This is a genomic window from Bacillus sp. ZY-1-1 (genome assembly GCF_003047165.1).
Classification (GTDB): domain Bacteria; phylum Bacillota; class Bacilli; order Bacillales; family Bacillaceae; genus Bacillus; species Bacillus velezensis.
In genome coordinates, this window is the sequence record NZ_CP027061.1 from 2,706,812 (window position 1) to 2,721,417 (window position 14,606).

At 43.9% G+C, this 14,606-nt stretch carries 14 protein-coding genes and 1 pseudogene; 2 read left to right on the plus strand and 13 right to left on the minus strand.

The window, feature by feature from the left end; genetic code table 11:
• Window positions 1-35: 35 nt before the first annotated feature.
• Both C5I45_RS19680 and C5I45_RS13325 read right to left on the minus strand, forming a co-directional pair.
• Window positions 36-170, minus strand: a complete 135-nt coding sequence (locus tag C5I45_RS19680) for a PhrA family phosphatase inhibitor (protein ID WP_003154881.1) — start codon at window positions 168-170, stop codon at window positions 36-38.
• Window positions 160-1,296 carry a Rap family tetratricopeptide repeat protein gene (locus C5I45_RS13325; RefSeq protein ID WP_087920760.1) on the minus strand — a complete coding sequence of 379 codons (1,137 nt, stop codon included), beginning with the start codon at window positions 1,294-1,296 and terminating at the stop codon, window positions 160-162. Before C5I45_RS13325 ends, C5I45_RS19680 begins: the two co-directional genes overlap by 11 nt.
• A 204-nt stretch (window positions 1,297-1,500) precedes the next feature.
• On the opposite strand from C5I45_RS13325, the gene C5I45_RS13330 reads away from it, so the two are divergent.
• Window positions 1,501-1,968, plus strand: coding sequence for a DinB family protein (locus C5I45_RS13330; protein ID WP_014304838.1), 468 nt, complete (start codon window positions 1,501-1,503; stop codon window positions 1,966-1,968).
• A 148-nt stretch (window positions 1,969-2,116) separates the two neighbouring features.
• Complete coding sequence (locus tag C5I45_RS13335; RefSeq protein WP_003154887.1) at window positions 2,117-2,881, plus strand: sulfite exporter TauE/SafE family protein; 765 nt, start codon at window positions 2,117-2,119, stop codon at window positions 2,879-2,881.
• Between the two features lie 75 nt (window positions 2,882-2,956).
• Here C5I45_RS13335 and C5I45_RS13340 read toward each other — a convergent pair whose 3' ends face one another.
• The 11 genes and pseudogenes from C5I45_RS13340 to C5I45_RS13390 all read right to left on the minus strand — a co-directional run bounded on the left by C5I45_RS13340 (window position 2,957) and on the right by C5I45_RS13390 (window position 14,534).
• Window positions 2,957-3,148 carry a hypothetical protein gene (locus C5I45_RS13340; protein WP_014304836.1) on the minus strand — a complete coding sequence of 64 codons (192 nt, stop codon included), beginning with the start codon at window positions 3,146-3,148 and terminating at the stop codon, window positions 2,957-2,959.
• A gap of 159 nt (window positions 3,149-3,307) precedes the next feature.
• Window positions 3,308-3,490, minus strand: a pseudogene (locus C5I45_RS13345) (ATP-binding cassette domain-containing protein); the annotation flags it as partial.
• Window positions 3,491-3,609: 119 nt separating this feature from the next.
• Entirely contained in the window at window positions 3,610-4,968 is a 1,359-nt protein-coding gene (locus C5I45_RS13350; protein ID WP_003154898.1) for a HAMP domain-containing sensor histidine kinase, read from the minus strand.
• Window positions 4,965-5,636, minus strand: coding sequence for a response regulator transcription factor (locus C5I45_RS13355; RefSeq protein ID WP_003154900.1), 672 nt, complete (start codon window positions 5,634-5,636; stop codon window positions 4,965-4,967). The genes C5I45_RS13350 and C5I45_RS13355 overlap by 4 nt, the downstream gene beginning before the upstream one ends.
• Before the next feature lie 183 nt (window positions 5,637-5,819).
• Window positions 5,820-7,313, minus strand: coding sequence for a UxaA family hydrolase (locus tag C5I45_RS13360; protein ID WP_025851843.1), 1,494 nt, complete (start codon window positions 7,311-7,313; stop codon window positions 5,820-5,822).
• Complete coding sequence (locus C5I45_RS13365; RefSeq protein ID WP_107994438.1) at window positions 7,310-8,755, minus strand: tagaturonate reductase; 1,446 nt, start codon at window positions 8,753-8,755, stop codon at window positions 7,310-7,312. Before C5I45_RS13365 ends, C5I45_RS13360 begins: the two co-directional genes overlap by 4 nt.
• 75 nt (window positions 8,756-8,830) lie before the next feature.
• Entirely contained in the window at window positions 8,831-9,829 is a 999-nt protein-coding gene (locus tag C5I45_RS13370; protein ID WP_003154904.1) for a LacI family DNA-binding transcriptional regulator, read from the minus strand.
• Window positions 9,830-9,899: 70 nt separating this feature from the next.
• The gene (locus tag C5I45_RS13375; protein ID WP_049589350.1) at window positions 9,900-11,291 is read right to left on the minus strand and encodes an MFS transporter; all 1,392 of its coding nucleotides are present in this window, start codon (window positions 11,289-11,291) and stop codon (window positions 9,900-9,902) included.
• Between the two features lie 24 nt (window positions 11,292-11,315).
• On the minus strand, window positions 11,316-12,713 hold the full coding sequence (uxaC, locus tag C5I45_RS13380; protein ID WP_107994439.1) for a glucuronate isomerase: 1,398 nt from the start codon (window positions 12,711-12,713) through the stop codon (window positions 11,316-11,318).
• A 186-nt stretch (window positions 12,714-12,899) separates the two neighbouring features.
• Window positions 12,900-14,078 carry an NAD(P)/FAD-dependent oxidoreductase gene (locus C5I45_RS13385; RefSeq protein WP_003154907.1) on the minus strand — a complete coding sequence of 393 codons (1,179 nt, stop codon included), beginning with the start codon at window positions 14,076-14,078 and terminating at the stop codon, window positions 12,900-12,902.
• 39 nt (window positions 14,079-14,117) lie between these two features.
• Complete coding sequence (locus C5I45_RS13390) at window positions 14,118-14,534, minus strand: DUF1641 domain-containing protein (RefSeq protein ID WP_003154908.1); 417 nt, start codon at window positions 14,532-14,534, stop codon at window positions 14,118-14,120.
• Between the last annotated feature and the right edge of the window lie 72 nt (window positions 14,535-14,606).

Consider the following 14,606-nt stretch of genomic DNA (forward strand, 5'->3'; position numbering starts at 1 on the left):
AAAAAATAAGACCCTTCCAAAGAAGGGTCTTTATGTTATGTTTGGTTGCGTGCGGCAATATGGAATGTGCCGTCCGCTTGGTTTTCCAAATGGCTTTCATGGCCGATCACCTGTGTAAAGCTGAACCCGACAGCAACAAGCAGCAATCCTGACAACAGTTTAGATTTCATATAGACAATCTCCTCTCTGGATTTGTTTTTGGGCGTGCACCATTTTTTCATAAAACGTGAGCGCTTTTTCAGGCTGTCCGTGTTTCATGTAAAATTTGGCAGCGTCATGCGCCAATTCTTCCACATACGGATACAGCATGTGTTCTTCCAGAAAATCAAACGTGTGCCTGACGGATGCGTTATCCATTTCCTTGCCGTATAACGCATGCAAAAATTGGAACAGATTGACAAACAATTCATCATTGTATTCGCGGGCGATACTGAGCCCGAGGCGATATTGCTTCTCTGCTTCGGCTGTAGTGTTCTGTTTATAAAGAACCTGTGTTAATGAGTAAATAGAATGCGGAAGATTATCGAACTTTTCTGACCTGCAAATGGAAACGGATGTCTCAAAATATTCGGCTGCTTTAGAGAGGTCTCCCATTTTTTCGTAACAGTTTCCGAGATTATATAAGGCTGAACTGATAAGACGGGGATTGCCTTCTTGTTTTGCAAGATCTAAAGCAAGTTCTAAGTGGGGCAATGCTCTTTCTGGATACTGCATGTCATCATAATTCCCTGCAATAACGAATTCACATTGGATTCTGCGGACGTTGTACGTCTCATACGATTGGTACGTTTCAAGGGCTTGAACGGCATAACTCATGGAGACGTAGGTTTGTTTCAGGTTGTAAAAAATCTCGGCCATTTTAAAAGCAAACTCAGCTTTCTCGATGTCATCAGAAACGAGTGCAAGGTTTTTTTCAGCCCGTTTGTAATACATCATGGCGTTTAGGAACATTTTCTGTTTAAATTCGTACATTCCTCGAAAAAAATTAAAGTAGTAATCAAGCAGTCCTGTCAGTTTATACTGGTTGCCTTCAATGTCTTCCAATAATTCTGAAAACTCAGGCTGAGAAGGGTCCTCCTTTAAGGGCTTGATGTAATCCAGCATGACGCGGTGTCTGAATTCCATTAATGAATAATACAGCAGCAGATCCTGATCTTCTTCCATATCCTCAATCTCTCTCTCTACTTCACGTTTGACGCGCTCCGCCTCAAGGACGTGAAACTGCCGGATATGGGTATACCATTCATTAATTTTGAGCCCGACAAAAGAGGACGGAATAGTCTGCTTCATCCTCAATAAATCCCCCCTTTTGGAATGACCGAGATATGTCATATTTTATCATAATTGCTAGAAAAAGAAGAACGCAAAAAGACCGCAATTGTCGAATTTCGGATATCCGCAACGATTTATCTTCATCACAAGCTTATTGCTTGTTTCTTCCGTGCCGTTGATATAGCATATCCTTGCAGCTTTTATTCTGTATTAAATGGGGGTTTTCACATGACAGCACAAAATCAATTGGTCAGCCACTTTCTGTCACATCGAAACGTGACGATTGAGCTGGCGGAAAAAATCAGTCGCGAGCATTACGACTACAAGCCGGCGGAGACATCAATGTCCGCTCAGGAACTTGTAAAACACATCGTTTATTCTTTTCTTATGTTTGCAAACGTCATTAACGACGGAAACGGATCAGCTATCCAGAACAAACCGAAAGAAGAAGCGGAAACAGACCTCGTCAAACTGGCTGAAGCATGTACTGAAAAAACGACAGACATCCTGTCACAGCTGACTGAAGAGCAGCTGAACCGCGAAATTGACCTGACTGCCTCTTTCGGCAGAAAAATAACCGGCGCGGCTCTCCTTCAGCTTGCCATGGAGCATGAAATTCATCATAAAGGCAATCTTTTCGTGTATGTCAGAGAAATGGGCCACACGGAACTTCCGTTTTATCAGCAAAAATCATAATCCGGCCATCATCCGCCGATCTGCGAAATAACAGCAGGCAGGCGGATTTTTTTGTTCTGTATAAAATTTTCCGAAAATTTAATTGATTACTGCCTCTTAATCATATATAATCTGATAAAAATAGTAGGATTATTCAGGAGGCACACAGATGACTGTAAGCATTGTGTTTATGGGTTTCTTTGTCGGAACGCTGGTCGGATTGACGGGTGTGGGAGGAGCGGCGCTTTTGACTCCTTTACTGATCGTTTTGGGGATCAACCCCTCAATCGCCGTCGGCACTGACCTTTTATATAACTCCATCACCAAACTGTTCGGTGTCGTTTCTCATTGGAAGCAGCGCACCGTTCAATTTAAACTTGTCGGCTACTTGGCGCTCGGGAGCATTCCCAGCGCAACAGCCGCCATCGGTGTTCTTCACTTGTTTCCCGCTTTTCACCAGCATCAGGAGCAGATTATCAAACAGGCGCTCGGCTACGTGCTGACCCTTGTCGCCATTTCCATTATCGCCCGCCTTTTTTTCGATAAAAAGCTGCGGCCGAACCGCTGGCAGCAAAAAACACTTGAAGAAAAGCGGACACTCATGATACTGATCGGCGTCATTTTCGGCTTCATCGTCGGCCTGACATCTATTGGGTCCGGCTCATTATTTGCGATCGCCATGTTATACCTGTTCAGAATGAAAACGGCAGAAGTGGTGGGAACGGATATCGCACATGCCTTTCTGCTCGTAACTGTTGCCGGTCTGTTAAACGCAAGCTTCGGAAGCGTCGATTACCTGCTTGTATTGAATCTGTTGATCGGCTCTGTGCCGGGTGTGCTTCTCGGCAGCTTCTTTTCGCCGAAATTCTCACCGCGCCCGCTGCAGTTTGTGATGGCGGCGATTATTTTAATCAGCGGGATAAAATTAATCTAAAAAAAGCGTCCTTTACAGGATCGCTTTTTTATTTGGGAAATCCCCCCAATGAGGCACCTCTATAAAAGTTCAATATTACCTTACACTTATTAAAATATAAACAGCAAACGCGACAATGTATACCAGAAATGATCCAGTCATAAATTTTACGGGTTTTCTTGAGAAGTTTAATACTCCCCTTAATCCATCATTCAAAATCATTCCGAAAAATGTCACCAGTGTAACTCCTAAAGCGAGCATTGAAATCACAAAAATAACCTGCTCCATGTCAAATCATCCTCCATTTACATTCTATTTTCTCAAATATGCCTATTAGTCTGGGAAAAAGATAAAACTATTGCGACCTGACATTTTCATTACTAGAAATGAAACGTTACAAAGTTTATAGCAGCAGAAAAAATGTCGCTATTAATAGTTTGCCGGGACTGAAGTTGGAGGAAATATCCCTAAAAGAACTTTAAGCAATGTCGTTTTTCCTGCACCGTTGGGACCTAATAAACCATATATTTTACCTTTTTCCAATGTTAAATTTATATCATGTAAAATTTCTTTCTTTTTTATAGAAACATTGATACCCTTGGATATTAAAGCTGGATCAGCCTTTCCCACTTTTCATCATTCCTCTCCGTCTTGTTCTGTTTATAATATAAACTTACGAGGTTAAAAAGAAGATATAGTCAAGGTTAATTTACGTTTAAATTTCTCAATATAAAAAATACGTGAAGCCTCTACGGCTTCACGTATTCATTGCTGTTTGGATAAATAATAAAAACCGTTCCGTTTTGATTGCTCTTTATTTTATGTTCAAGCCCCATTTGTTTAAGCATCATATTAATGATCGATAAGCCGATCCCGGCGCCTTTTCTTTCAGATTTATAATTCATTCCCGGGCCCCTATCCTCAATTATGATTACGGGTTTGTTTTCAATTAGCTTTGTCTGTACGGAAACGTATTTTCCTGAATGAGCATGGCGCAAAACATTTTGAAAAATGTTATCAAGAATTCTCTTAAGCCAAGTCTCGTCTATTTCCCATACGATGTTTTCCTTCAGATCAATATCTATTGTGAAGTGCTCTTTCTCAAAAATTGGATACCAAGCTGTTAACGAAGAACGTATTATCTTTAATATGTCACAACTCTTTTTATGAAGCGGCAATTTACCTGCGGCAAGAAGAGAAAATGATGACAAATTGTCAATCAGTTCGCCCATAAACGTTATTTTATCGTTTATGATGCCTAAAGAATGCTTTCCATTTTCACTGCTTATTTCATTCTTCAACGTAAATGTATGCCCTCTTATAACCGTAAGAGGGGTCCTTAAATCATGAGATAAATCAGCAATCAAGTTTTTTCGGATTTCGCCTTCTTCACGCTCTTTTTGTCTGCTGTTCCTTAGTTCCTCAACCATCTGGTTGAATGAATATTCCACTTGACCCAGTTCATCCTTCTGTTTAACTGTTACAAATTCCGGTATGCCGTCATTATCTTGTTTTTTCATATGATTCCCCAAAGAAATTAACCTTTTTTGTATTTTCGCAAAAAACATCCATGAATTAATCACAAAAAGTGAACAGACAAAAATCAAGGCGATAAACCATATATAGGAATACTTGGCCCTCATAACCTCCCATTGAGATCCTATAATTGAGCGCGGAGTTTCTAAAAATGCATATCCGCTGTCTTCACTCCCATTTACATAAGCACTCAGCAATAAATATTTCTTTTGGTTTTGTTCCATCAATTTAATCAATTCGCTAACGTGAATAACCTCACCCTTTTTGGCCAACCGTTCTGAGTTCGAAAACATCACCTTTCCCTTATCATTTATCCATACAATATCAGAGTGTTTATATTGCTTCATGTGCGGGAAAGCAGACGTAATTTCCCGATTGGATTTCCCTGAAAAACCTTCCACATCAGACTTCCAATCACTTTCCAACTTGTTTGGTTCATAGTGTACTTGCCCCTGGTGATCAATCAAGTATGTTAATGTGACATAGTAAAGAAAATTCACACCTAAAAAGGCTATCGGAAAAAACAAAATTGAGGCAACGATATTAATAAGGTATTTTGTTGATAATTTCATTGTTTAATCCTGTATCCAATCCCTCTGATCGTTTCAAGAATTTCCGGCTCATTTGGATTGATCTCGATTTTTTGCCGTAAATGCCTGATATGTACCATCAACGTCTTATCCCCTTCGATATAAGGCTGCTCCCAAATATTTTCATAAATTTGTTCCTTTGTTAATATTTGATTGGGATGTCTAAGCAAAAGCAAAAAAATTCTTAACTGCTTATCAGTTAAAAATATTTCCTCATGACTTTGATGATTTAAAATTCTTTTTTCTTTCAAGTGGACACTTAAGTGTTTTAGCTTTAATTCATGAATGGCAGTCTTGTCAAATCTTCTTAATAATACTTCGATTCGAGCGGCCAGTTCATCGGGATGAAAGGGTTTTGTCACGTAATCATCCGCAAATCCTAAGCCTTTCAGTTTATCTTCCAGACCCGTTCTCGCTGTTAAAAGCAAGAGCGGGATCTGCGGATGTGTTTTTTTCATCCTTTGACCGATTGTAAATCCATCTAAACCGGGCATCATTATATCAAGCACGATCAGATCAGCCTTTTCTATATATGTTTCGTAATTATAGGAAGAAGTGAGCCATATAATCATATAGCCCCGATCTTCTAAATCATCCTTTACAAATTGGCCAATTTCTTGGTCATCTTCAATGTATAAAATGTTATTCATTAGGACCCCCTCTGAAATATGTGACTAAAAACCAATCTTCCATAATAATTATATATATTATAAAAATCTCCTTTATGTAAGGCACCATTCCATTATTATAGCTCATAGATATTCACAATTCATCAAGGGGCAAAACGATAAGTGAATGCGAAAAGGCGGTCTGTTGTCAGATCGCCTTTTCCCTTATAACGTCACACCGGACTTAAAGATTGCAAGCTCCCGAAAATCGTTTTTTTCGTTATTGACGTATTCTCCGCTTGCAACTTTAATAATGTATTGAATAAAATCTCTCACAATGTGATCTTCTGTTGTTTGGTCTTCCGCCAATCTGCCCGCATTGTAATCAATCCAATGAGGTTTTGATTGAAATAAATCGGTATTTGTTGATACTTTCACAGTCGGGACAAATGTGCCGAACGGCGTGCCTCTTCCGGTTGTAAACAACACGATGTGACAGCCCGCCGCAGCGAGCGCTGAAGAAGCGATTAAATCATTGCCGGGCGCACTGAGCAGTGTCAATCCTTTTGTTTTCAGTGTTTCACCGTATGTCAGCACATCAGAAACCGGTGCAAGACCGGCTTTTTGGGTGCAGCCGAGCGACTTGTCTTCGAGCGTTGAAATGCCGCCTTCCTTATTCCCTGGTGACGGGTTTTCATAAATCGGCTGCTCGTGCTTCATAAAATATTGCTTGAAATCATTGATCAATCGGACTGTTTTATGAAACACTTCTTCGCTCGCCGCACGCTGCATGAGAATCGTCTCGGCGCCGAACATCTCAGGCACCTCCGTTAAGACCGTGCTCCCTCCCTGTGCAATCAAGTAATCAGAAAATCTCCCTAATAAAGGGTTTGCGGTGATGCCGGAAAAACCGTCCGACCCGCCGCATTTCAATCCGATGCTCAATTCTGACAGCGGAATCTCCTCACGTTTATCTCCCTTTGCCGCAAGGTGTATCTCTTTAAGAAGCGCTGTCCCCGCTTCAATTTCATCTGTGACAGCCTGTGATTCGAGAAATTTCACCCGATCTCCGTTCACTTCAGAAAGCGTTTCCTTAATTGCCGCCAGCTCATTATTTTCACAGCCCAGCCCTAAAACCAGCACACCGCCCGCATTTGGATGGCGAATGGCGTTAATCAGCATTTGTTTCGTATTCTCATGATCATCGCCAAGCTGGGAGCAGCCGTATTGGTGCTTTAAAACCAGCACATTGTCAAAGGGGGCAATGTCTTTCGCCTCTTTTACGAAGCGCTGCAGGATTTTCTCAGCGACGCCGTTTACGCAGCCGACTGTAGGCACGATCCACAGTTCATTCCGGACGCCGGATGTACCGTTTTCTCTTTTGTAGCCTTTAAATGTCCGGTTCTCATTTGTAAAAGGATTGTCCTCGAAGCGCGGTGAATACGTGTATTCTTGCACATCGGATAAATTCGTTTGCAGATTATGGGTATGAATATGCTCGCCGGCCGAAATCCGCCTTGTCGCACGCCCGATTGAAAAACCGTATTTAATGATGCTGCCGTTTTCTTCAATGGTTTGCAGCGCGATTTTATGCCCCCGCTTTACAGGGTCCTTCACTTCAATCGTCAGTCCGTCTGTATGCAGCCGCTCTCCTTTGTTAAAATGGCGCATGGCGAGAAGCACGTTATCGTTTTTATGGATTTTTATGACCTCTTTCATTCCACTTCCCCCTTATTGCCGCAGCATTCATGTAACGCATGCTTCATCCCCCGCTTATGAATGACAGAGAGAAAAAAAGCCGTTCGTTCAGTCAGCCCCGGAAGATGGTTCAGATTCTTTCCCCACAATCGCTCTTCTCCTAATATAGAAAATGCCGCTTGAAACATATCATCTTTGCAACGGGACCGCGCCATTTGAAAACGGTTCAGAACCTCCTCGCCGTCTGCCGGTTTGTTCGGCCCGTTCCAGTATGAATAGATCATGGCGCTGAATGAAAACACCAGCCTCTCAGGAAGCCGGCCCTCCTGTTCGATATAAGCCTTCAGCGTCGGCAGGTTTCTTGTTTTGAATTTTGCGGCGGCGTTAAGGGTGATGCTTTGCAGATAATGTTGGATATAAGGGTTGTTAAACCGGTGTAACACATCTGCCGCATACTGGGTGACACCCTCCATTTGCAGCACGGGAAGGATTTCTTCATTGATCAGTTCTTCGATGAATCTGCCCGTCACCTCGTGCTCAGCCGCTTCCCGGACGGTTTGGAGTCCGTATAATAAAGCCACTGGCGCCAATGCCGTATGAGCGCCGTTTAAGATTCTCACCTTTTTTGTCCTGTAAGGCGTAAGGTCAGACGTGATCAGTGCGTTCAGCCCGGCCTCAGCAAAAGGAAGCTCATTCTGAAGCTGTTCCGGGCCTTCTATCACCCACAAATAATAATGCTCTCCGACCACAAGCAGACGGTCTTCGTATCCGAGAAAATCGGTAAGTTCTTCCGCGGCATCAACAGGAAATCCCGGAACAATCCGATCCACGAGGGTATTGCAGAAGATGTTCACATCATGAATCCATTGAGTAAAATCAGGCTCCAGCTTCCACAGCCCGGCATATTGAAGCACGGCAGCCTTCAGTTTCCGTCCGTTTTCTTCGACCAGTTCACATGGAAGCACAATGCACCCTTTCTCGGCGGCACCCGCAAATGCCTTATAGCGGAAATAAAGGAACGCCGCTAATTTCCCGGGGAATGTTTTTTGAGGTCTATCCTCAAGCCGGTCGCCTTTCTCAAACGTGATTCCCGCTTCTGTCGTATTGGAGATGATAAAACGAAGATCCTCTTGTGCTGCCAGCTGTTTAAAGGAATCATAGTCAGAAAATAGATCAATGCCGCGGCTGATGGATTTGACGATCGTGTGTTCTTCAGCCGGTTTTCCATCCTTTAACCCCCGCAAAAAAAGCGTAAACAAACCGTCCTGTTCGTTTAAACGTTTTATTTTCTCAGAGCCTCTCGGCTGTACGGCGACAACGCTTCCGTTAAAATCCGTCAATTGATTCAATTGATCGATCTGCCAGTCAGCGAAGGCCCGCAAAAAGTTGCCTTCGCCGAACTGAAGGACTTTTTCAGGATATTGAATGTATTCACCGCACATCTTTTTATTCAGCTGCCGCAAGCTGTCCGCCTCCTTCTGCATTTATGCACACGTTAACATTTTTCCGTACGAAAACCCGGATAATCAGACGGGCCGTTATGTGAGTTTTTTAATTGAATCTCTTATCATCACCTCGGTGTTTTCGTATATTTTTTCCGCCGCCGTATCCGGGTCGGTGATAAGCGCCAAAATCTTCTCTGCGCCGAGTATGCTGATTTTTTCAACCGGGCGTTTTACTGTCGAAAGCCTCGGCGTCATGTATTGGGAAATGCCGATGTCATCAAACCCGATAACGGATATATCTTCCGGAACGTTCAGGCCTTTGGCGAAAATGGTATTCATCGCCCCGATCGCCATATCATCGTTTGAACAAAAAACAGCCGTAGGCGGTGATTGAAGCGCCAAGAGTTTTTCCATCGCCTGACTGCCGCTCTCCATATCATAGCGGCCTTTTACACTGTATTCATGCTTAATCGGAATAGAATGATCAATTAAAGATGTCAAATAGCCTTCTTTCCGCTGAGAAGCTGACCTGAATCCTTCCTTTCCCTCAATGATCGCGATATCTCTGTGTCCGTTTGCGATCAGGCAGTCGACCGCCTGTCTGGAGCCTTCTTTATCGTTTGACAGGATATTCGTGATGCTCCGGTCATCAATGTCCCGGTTCAGCACGACGAGCGGGATGTTTTTCTCGCGGATATGATAAATAAATGAATTATCACTGTCGCTTTGGCTCATTAAAATGATTCCGTCATATCTCATGGGCGTAATGGTTTCAAAGCTTTTCAGATCGTCAATCGCGCGGACGAACAAATTGTATTCCTCACTGATTGTGCGGTTTACACCTTTGATGGTATCGGAAAAAAAGCTGTGTGAGGTTCCGTTTGTGATGCTTGTAAAAAACAGTCCGATCGTATGGGACTTTTGCATGGCAAGGCTTTTTGCATTTACATTCGGTGTGTAATTCAGCTGTGAAGCGAGCTCTAATATTTTTTGTTTTGTATGCTCTTTAATGTAGGGGCTGCCGTTAAGTGCCCGGGATACGGTTGTGTGGGATACGTTGGCGAGTTTTGCGATATCTTTTATGGTTACCATCGTTTTTCCTTTCTTTCTGTATGCTGTCATTTATTTCTATTGTATCATTAACGGACAGTCCATAAAATCACTAAAGTTGAGGTTTTGCATGATGTAAGTCCTGAACGAGCTCGGCATGCTGCCGGTCCGTCAGTTTATACATTAAACCGATTATCAGCATGGCGCACGCTAAAGCGAAAGCCGGGTACAGCAGCAGAAGCCCTTTAATCCCGATTAACGTGCCTTTTGTCTGAGACGCATTCGGGATATAGCCGATAACGCTCAGCCCGATGCCTGAAAGAAAACCTGATAAAGATTGGGCGAGTTTTCTGGAGAAGTTGAAAAGCGAATATGTCGTCGCCTCCTTCCGTTCACCCGTCTTCCACTCTCCGTAATCAATAATGTCCGACACAAGCGCCCACGTAATGCCGTTTGGTATACTGATCCCGATAAAAGCAATGCTCGCTAACGCCGTAAAGATATATACATTTGACGGGAGACAGAAATTCAGCGCATCAGCCGCGGCGCTGACGGCAAAACCGATCATCACCGTTTGCTTTTTTCCGAAGCGTTTGACGAGTTTCGGCATAAACAACACACCTAAAAATGAAGAGCCGATGATGATAAAACTCATGTAGGACATCAGCTCCGCATTGTTGAGATTGTATTGGGCGAAGTAAACAAGCATAGCGGATTTAATGTTGTATGCCGATATTGAGAAAATCGTCATGAAAACGACAGTCAGAAGCGGTTTGTTGCCGATAAAGCATTTGAAAACCGACATGACGGACAGCTTTTCTTTCGGCGCTTCACGGACGATAATTCTTTCTTTGCAGTTTCGGTAGCAGATCATAAATCCCGCGATTCCGATTACGGCCATCATTCCCATAACTGCCGGGTAGCCGATGTGAACGTTATCAAAATGAACGAGAATCGGGATGACGATGACACTTGTAATGAGCAGCGCGCCGAGAGAGCCGATCTGGCGGAATGCGGAAAGCGCCGTTCTGTCCTCCGCATCCTGTGTAATGGCTGCACCGAGGGAGCCGTACGGAATATTGACGAAAGAATAAGCGACCCCCCACAGCATGTAAGAAGCATAGGCGTACACAAGCTTCCAGGTGACACTCACGTCCGGTGACACAAAAATCAATACGGTCATGACCGCAAGAATAATACTTCCGAATAATAAGTACGGCCTGAATTTCCCCCGGGGTCCGATCTTTTTTCTGTAGTCAATGGCCGAGCCGACAATCGGATCAGTCAAAGCCGCAAACAGCTTGCTGACCAAAAAAATACTGCCGGCGAACGCTGCCGGAATGCCTGCGACATCTGTGAAAAACTTCAGCAAATAGATCTGCCCGAGATCAAACATAAATCCGTTCCCAAAATCTCCGAAACCATAGGATACTTTTTCTTTCAGACTCAGCTTATGCTCCTTCACTTTTGCGGCAGGTGCTGTCACGACAGGCACATTACTCATAGGCCACCTCTTTCATTCCATTTTTTAAAAGCGGAAATATTCCTCAGCATTCCGGTAACAAATTCCCTCGACAATCCTCCCTAAAAGCTCCATATCGCAGGGCGCTTCGCCTTGTTCCGCCCAGCCGCCGATCAGCGTGCAGACAAGCCGCCTGAAGTATTCATGGCGGGGATAGGACAGGAAACTTCTTGAATCCGTCAGCATCCCGATAAAACGGCTGAACAGACCTGCGTTTGATAACGCTTTCATTTGTTGAAGCATTCCATCTTTCGTGTCATTAAACCACCAGGCTGTGCCGAATTGAATTTTCCCCGGTGTTTTCCCATCCTGAAAGCTGTTGATCATGCTGGCGATAATATAGTTGTCATTCGGATTCAGAGAATACAAAATCGTTTTAGGCAATTGCCGCTTTTTTTCGGCGGAATCTAACAGCCGGGCAAGCGGTTTTGCGATACATTCATCATTAATCGAGTCATATCCCGTATCAGGACCGAGGCTGCTGAACTTATTTGTATTGGTATTTCTTAACGCGTTAATATGGAACTGCATCGCCCAGTCCAGTTCGGCGTAAAGACCGCAAAGATATTGCAGCGTCCGTGTTTTGAATTTCTTTTCATCTTCAAAAGACACATGCTCTCCGCTTAATCCGGCGGCAAAAATCCGGGCCGCTTCCTCTTCGGTCGTCTCGGCATAAACCATTTGATCTAATGCGTGATCCGACACTCTTCCCCCGGCATTGTGAAAAAAGCGGACGCGGGATTCCAACGCATCCAAATACGATTGGTAGGTGGTGACAGCCATTCCGGAAGCGCTCTCCAGCGACCGGACCCAATCGGCAAAACCCGGGCTGCTGATGTCCAGACCTTTGTCAGGCCGAAATCCGGGCAGCACTTGAACCGGAAAATCACTTTCTTTCAACAGTTCATGGTATGTCAGCGCATCGGCAGGATCATCGGTTGTGCAAATGACTTTGACATTTGATTTCAGTATGAGATCCCTTGCGCCAAACCCGTCTCCCTGCAGGAGCTCATTCGTATTTTTCCAAATTGCCGCGGCCGTTTTTTCATTCAATACGTCATAAATGCCGAACCAGCGCTGCAGCTCTAAATGCGTCCAGCTGTACAGCGGATTGCCTATCGCCATCGGCACCGTTTTTGCCCAGGCGAAAAACTTCTCTTCATCTGAAGCGTTTCCGGTAATGCAGCGCTCTTCAATGCCGTTGGCCCTCATGATCCGCCACTTGTAGTGGTCACCGTAAAGCCATGCCTCCGTAATGGTTGCGAAGGTTTTATTTTCATAGATTTCCTTTGGGCTTAAGTGACAGTGATAATCAATGATCGGCATGTTTTCAGCGTATTCCCGGTACAGCTTTACGGCCGTTTTACTATCCAGTAAAAAGTCATCACCCATAAAAGCTTTCACACTCTCATCCTCCCTCTTAAAAAATGTTAACGTTAACAAAATGGTTCTTTTTTATTTTAGCTTCCTCTTTCTCACATATCAATCATTTTTATTTTATTTTTCAGAAAATTGTATCCGTTAACATTTTCATGTAAAAAAGACATTGCCGAGAAAAGTCCGGCAATGTCTTCTGTATGATCTTAAGGATTAGTAAGCGAGGCTGAATAATCCTTTGATATGTGTTAAATAACGTACGTTACTTGCTTCTTTCATTAAAGATGCCGGAAGGCCTTTCAGCGGAGTAGAGTTCGCTCCGATGATGGCAACCGCGTCTTTACGTCCGAGGCTTGCAAGCGTACCAGAGTTTACAGGCTTGAATGTTTCAAGCGTTTTTCCTTCTAAGTAAGCGAACAGGTTGTAACCGACAAGTTCACCCATCTGCCAAGCGATTTGCGCTGTCGGCGGGTACGGACGGCCGTCCGGCGCAAAGTATACAGCGCTGTCTCCGACAACGAATACATCTTCGTGAGAAGTAGATTGTAAGAAATCGTTAACCGTCGCACGGCCGCGGTTCACTTCAAGGCCGGATTCGCCGACTAACGGGTTGCCTTGTACGCCGCCTGTCCATACAAATGTGTTGGCAACGACTTTTGAACCGTCTTTCAGATCAATAACGTTTCCTTCAACATTTGTAACAGGAAGACCTGTTAAGAACTCAACGCCGCGTTTTTCAAGGCTTTTTGTCGCGCGTTCGATAAGGTCATCAGGAAGAACAGGAAGAATTTTCGGACCTGCTTCTACTAATTTCAGTTTGATTTCTTTCGGATCTACGCCGTATTTTTTCGTAAGGTTCGGCATGATGTCAGCAAGCTCACCGACAAGCTCGACGCCTGTTAAGCCGCCGCCGCCGATAAGGATCGTTGCATCAGCTTCGTTTTTCGTTTTAGAGTATTCACGCACACGGTCTTCCACGTGTTTGTATACTTTGTTGGCATCAGCAGCAGATTTCAGCACCATGCTGTTTTCTTCGAGTCCAGGAATGCCGAAATAAGCCGTAACAGAACCAAGTCCGACAACAAGCGCGTCATAAGTCAGCTTAGAACCGTCAGAAAGGGCAACTTCTTTCTTATCAACTGAGAAAGAATTGACTTCTGCGATTTTAATGTCAACGTCTTTTCCTTTCAGAAGTTTTTCCAGCGGCATAGCAACAGCCTGTTCAGACACGTTGCCGGCTGCAAGGCGGTGCAGTTCCGTAATGATTTGGTGAGTCGGGTATTTGTTCACAACGGTTACGCGTGCTTCATCTTTACTGTAATGTTTGCGAACGGTTAAAGCAGAAAGAACTCCGCCGTAACCAGCGCCTAAAATGACAATATGTTTTGACATCGTATATCCTCCGTCCTTTATATCAATTTGAATCTGAGATTATTTTTGTTTTTCGTTCATGATTTCAAGATAGCTGTTAGCAAAACGGAACAGCTTTTGAGCTTGAGGATCTTTCAGCATGCGCAGCAGGCCGAAAAGTCCGATCGTTTCATTGCTTGCATCCGCGCGGTCTTTTGCTTCGATCGCAGTAGCCGCAACTTCTTTCGCTGTTTCTTTCACCGGCTCAAGAATTTCTGTAAGCGCACCCACTGTATCGCTCTTCAATACTTCGTCTGTCGCTACAGACTGTGCAAAATCATAAGACTTCGTTAAAATATTTACTAACTCAGTCAGTTTTGGAAGCTGATCCACTAAAACAGTCAGTGATTCTTGAACTTCAGGTTTTAGCAGCTGATCAATAAGATCGCGTTGGCCTTGGCTGACAGATGCATTTGTTTGATCGATTGTTTCTGGCATATCCGATTCTCCTTTACTATAAGCAGTATGCTGATTTTTTTTGGAAAGGGTAGCCTTTCCCCCTTCATGCAG

Coding starts and splice junctions, on each gene's coding strand:
- C5I45_RS13385 (WP_003154907.1), bottom strand. CDS start 14,078: ATGTCAAAACATATTGTCATTTTAGGCGCTGGTTACGGCGGAGTTCTT.
- C5I45_RS13370 (WP_003154904.1), bottom strand. CDS start 9,829: ATGGTAACCATAAAAGATATCGCAAAACTCGCCAACGTATCCCACACA.
- C5I45_RS13350 (WP_003154898.1), bottom strand. CDS start 4,968: ATGAAATTATCAACAAAATACCTTATTAATATCGTTGCCTCAATTTTG.
- C5I45_RS13340 (WP_014304836.1), bottom strand. CDS start 3,148: ATGGAGCAGGTTATTTTTGTGATTTCAATGCTCGCTTTAGGAGTTACA.
- C5I45_RS13390 (WP_003154908.1), bottom strand. CDS start 14,534: ATGCCAGAAACAATCGATCAAACAAATGCATCTGTCAGCCAAGGCCAA.
- C5I45_RS13375 (WP_049589350.1), bottom strand. CDS start 11,291: ATGAGTAATGTGCCTGTCGTGACAGCACCTGCCGCAAAAGTGAAGGAG.
- C5I45_RS13335 (WP_003154887.1), top strand. CDS start 2,117: ATGACTGTAAGCATTGTGTTTATGGGTTTCTTTGTCGGAACGCTGGTC.
- C5I45_RS19680 (WP_003154881.1), bottom strand. CDS start 170: ATGAAATCTAAACTGTTGTCAGGATTGCTGCTTGTTGCTGTCGGGTTC.
- C5I45_RS13360 (WP_025851843.1), bottom strand. CDS start 7,313: ATGAAAGAGGTCATAAAAATCCATAAAAACGATAACGTGCTTCTCGCC.
- C5I45_RS13330 (WP_014304838.1), top strand. CDS start 1,501: ATGACAGCACAAAATCAATTGGTCAGCCACTTTCTGTCACATCGAAAC.
- C5I45_RS13355 (WP_003154900.1), bottom strand. CDS start 5,636: ATGAATAACATTTTATACATTGAAGATGACCAAGAAATTGGCCAATTT.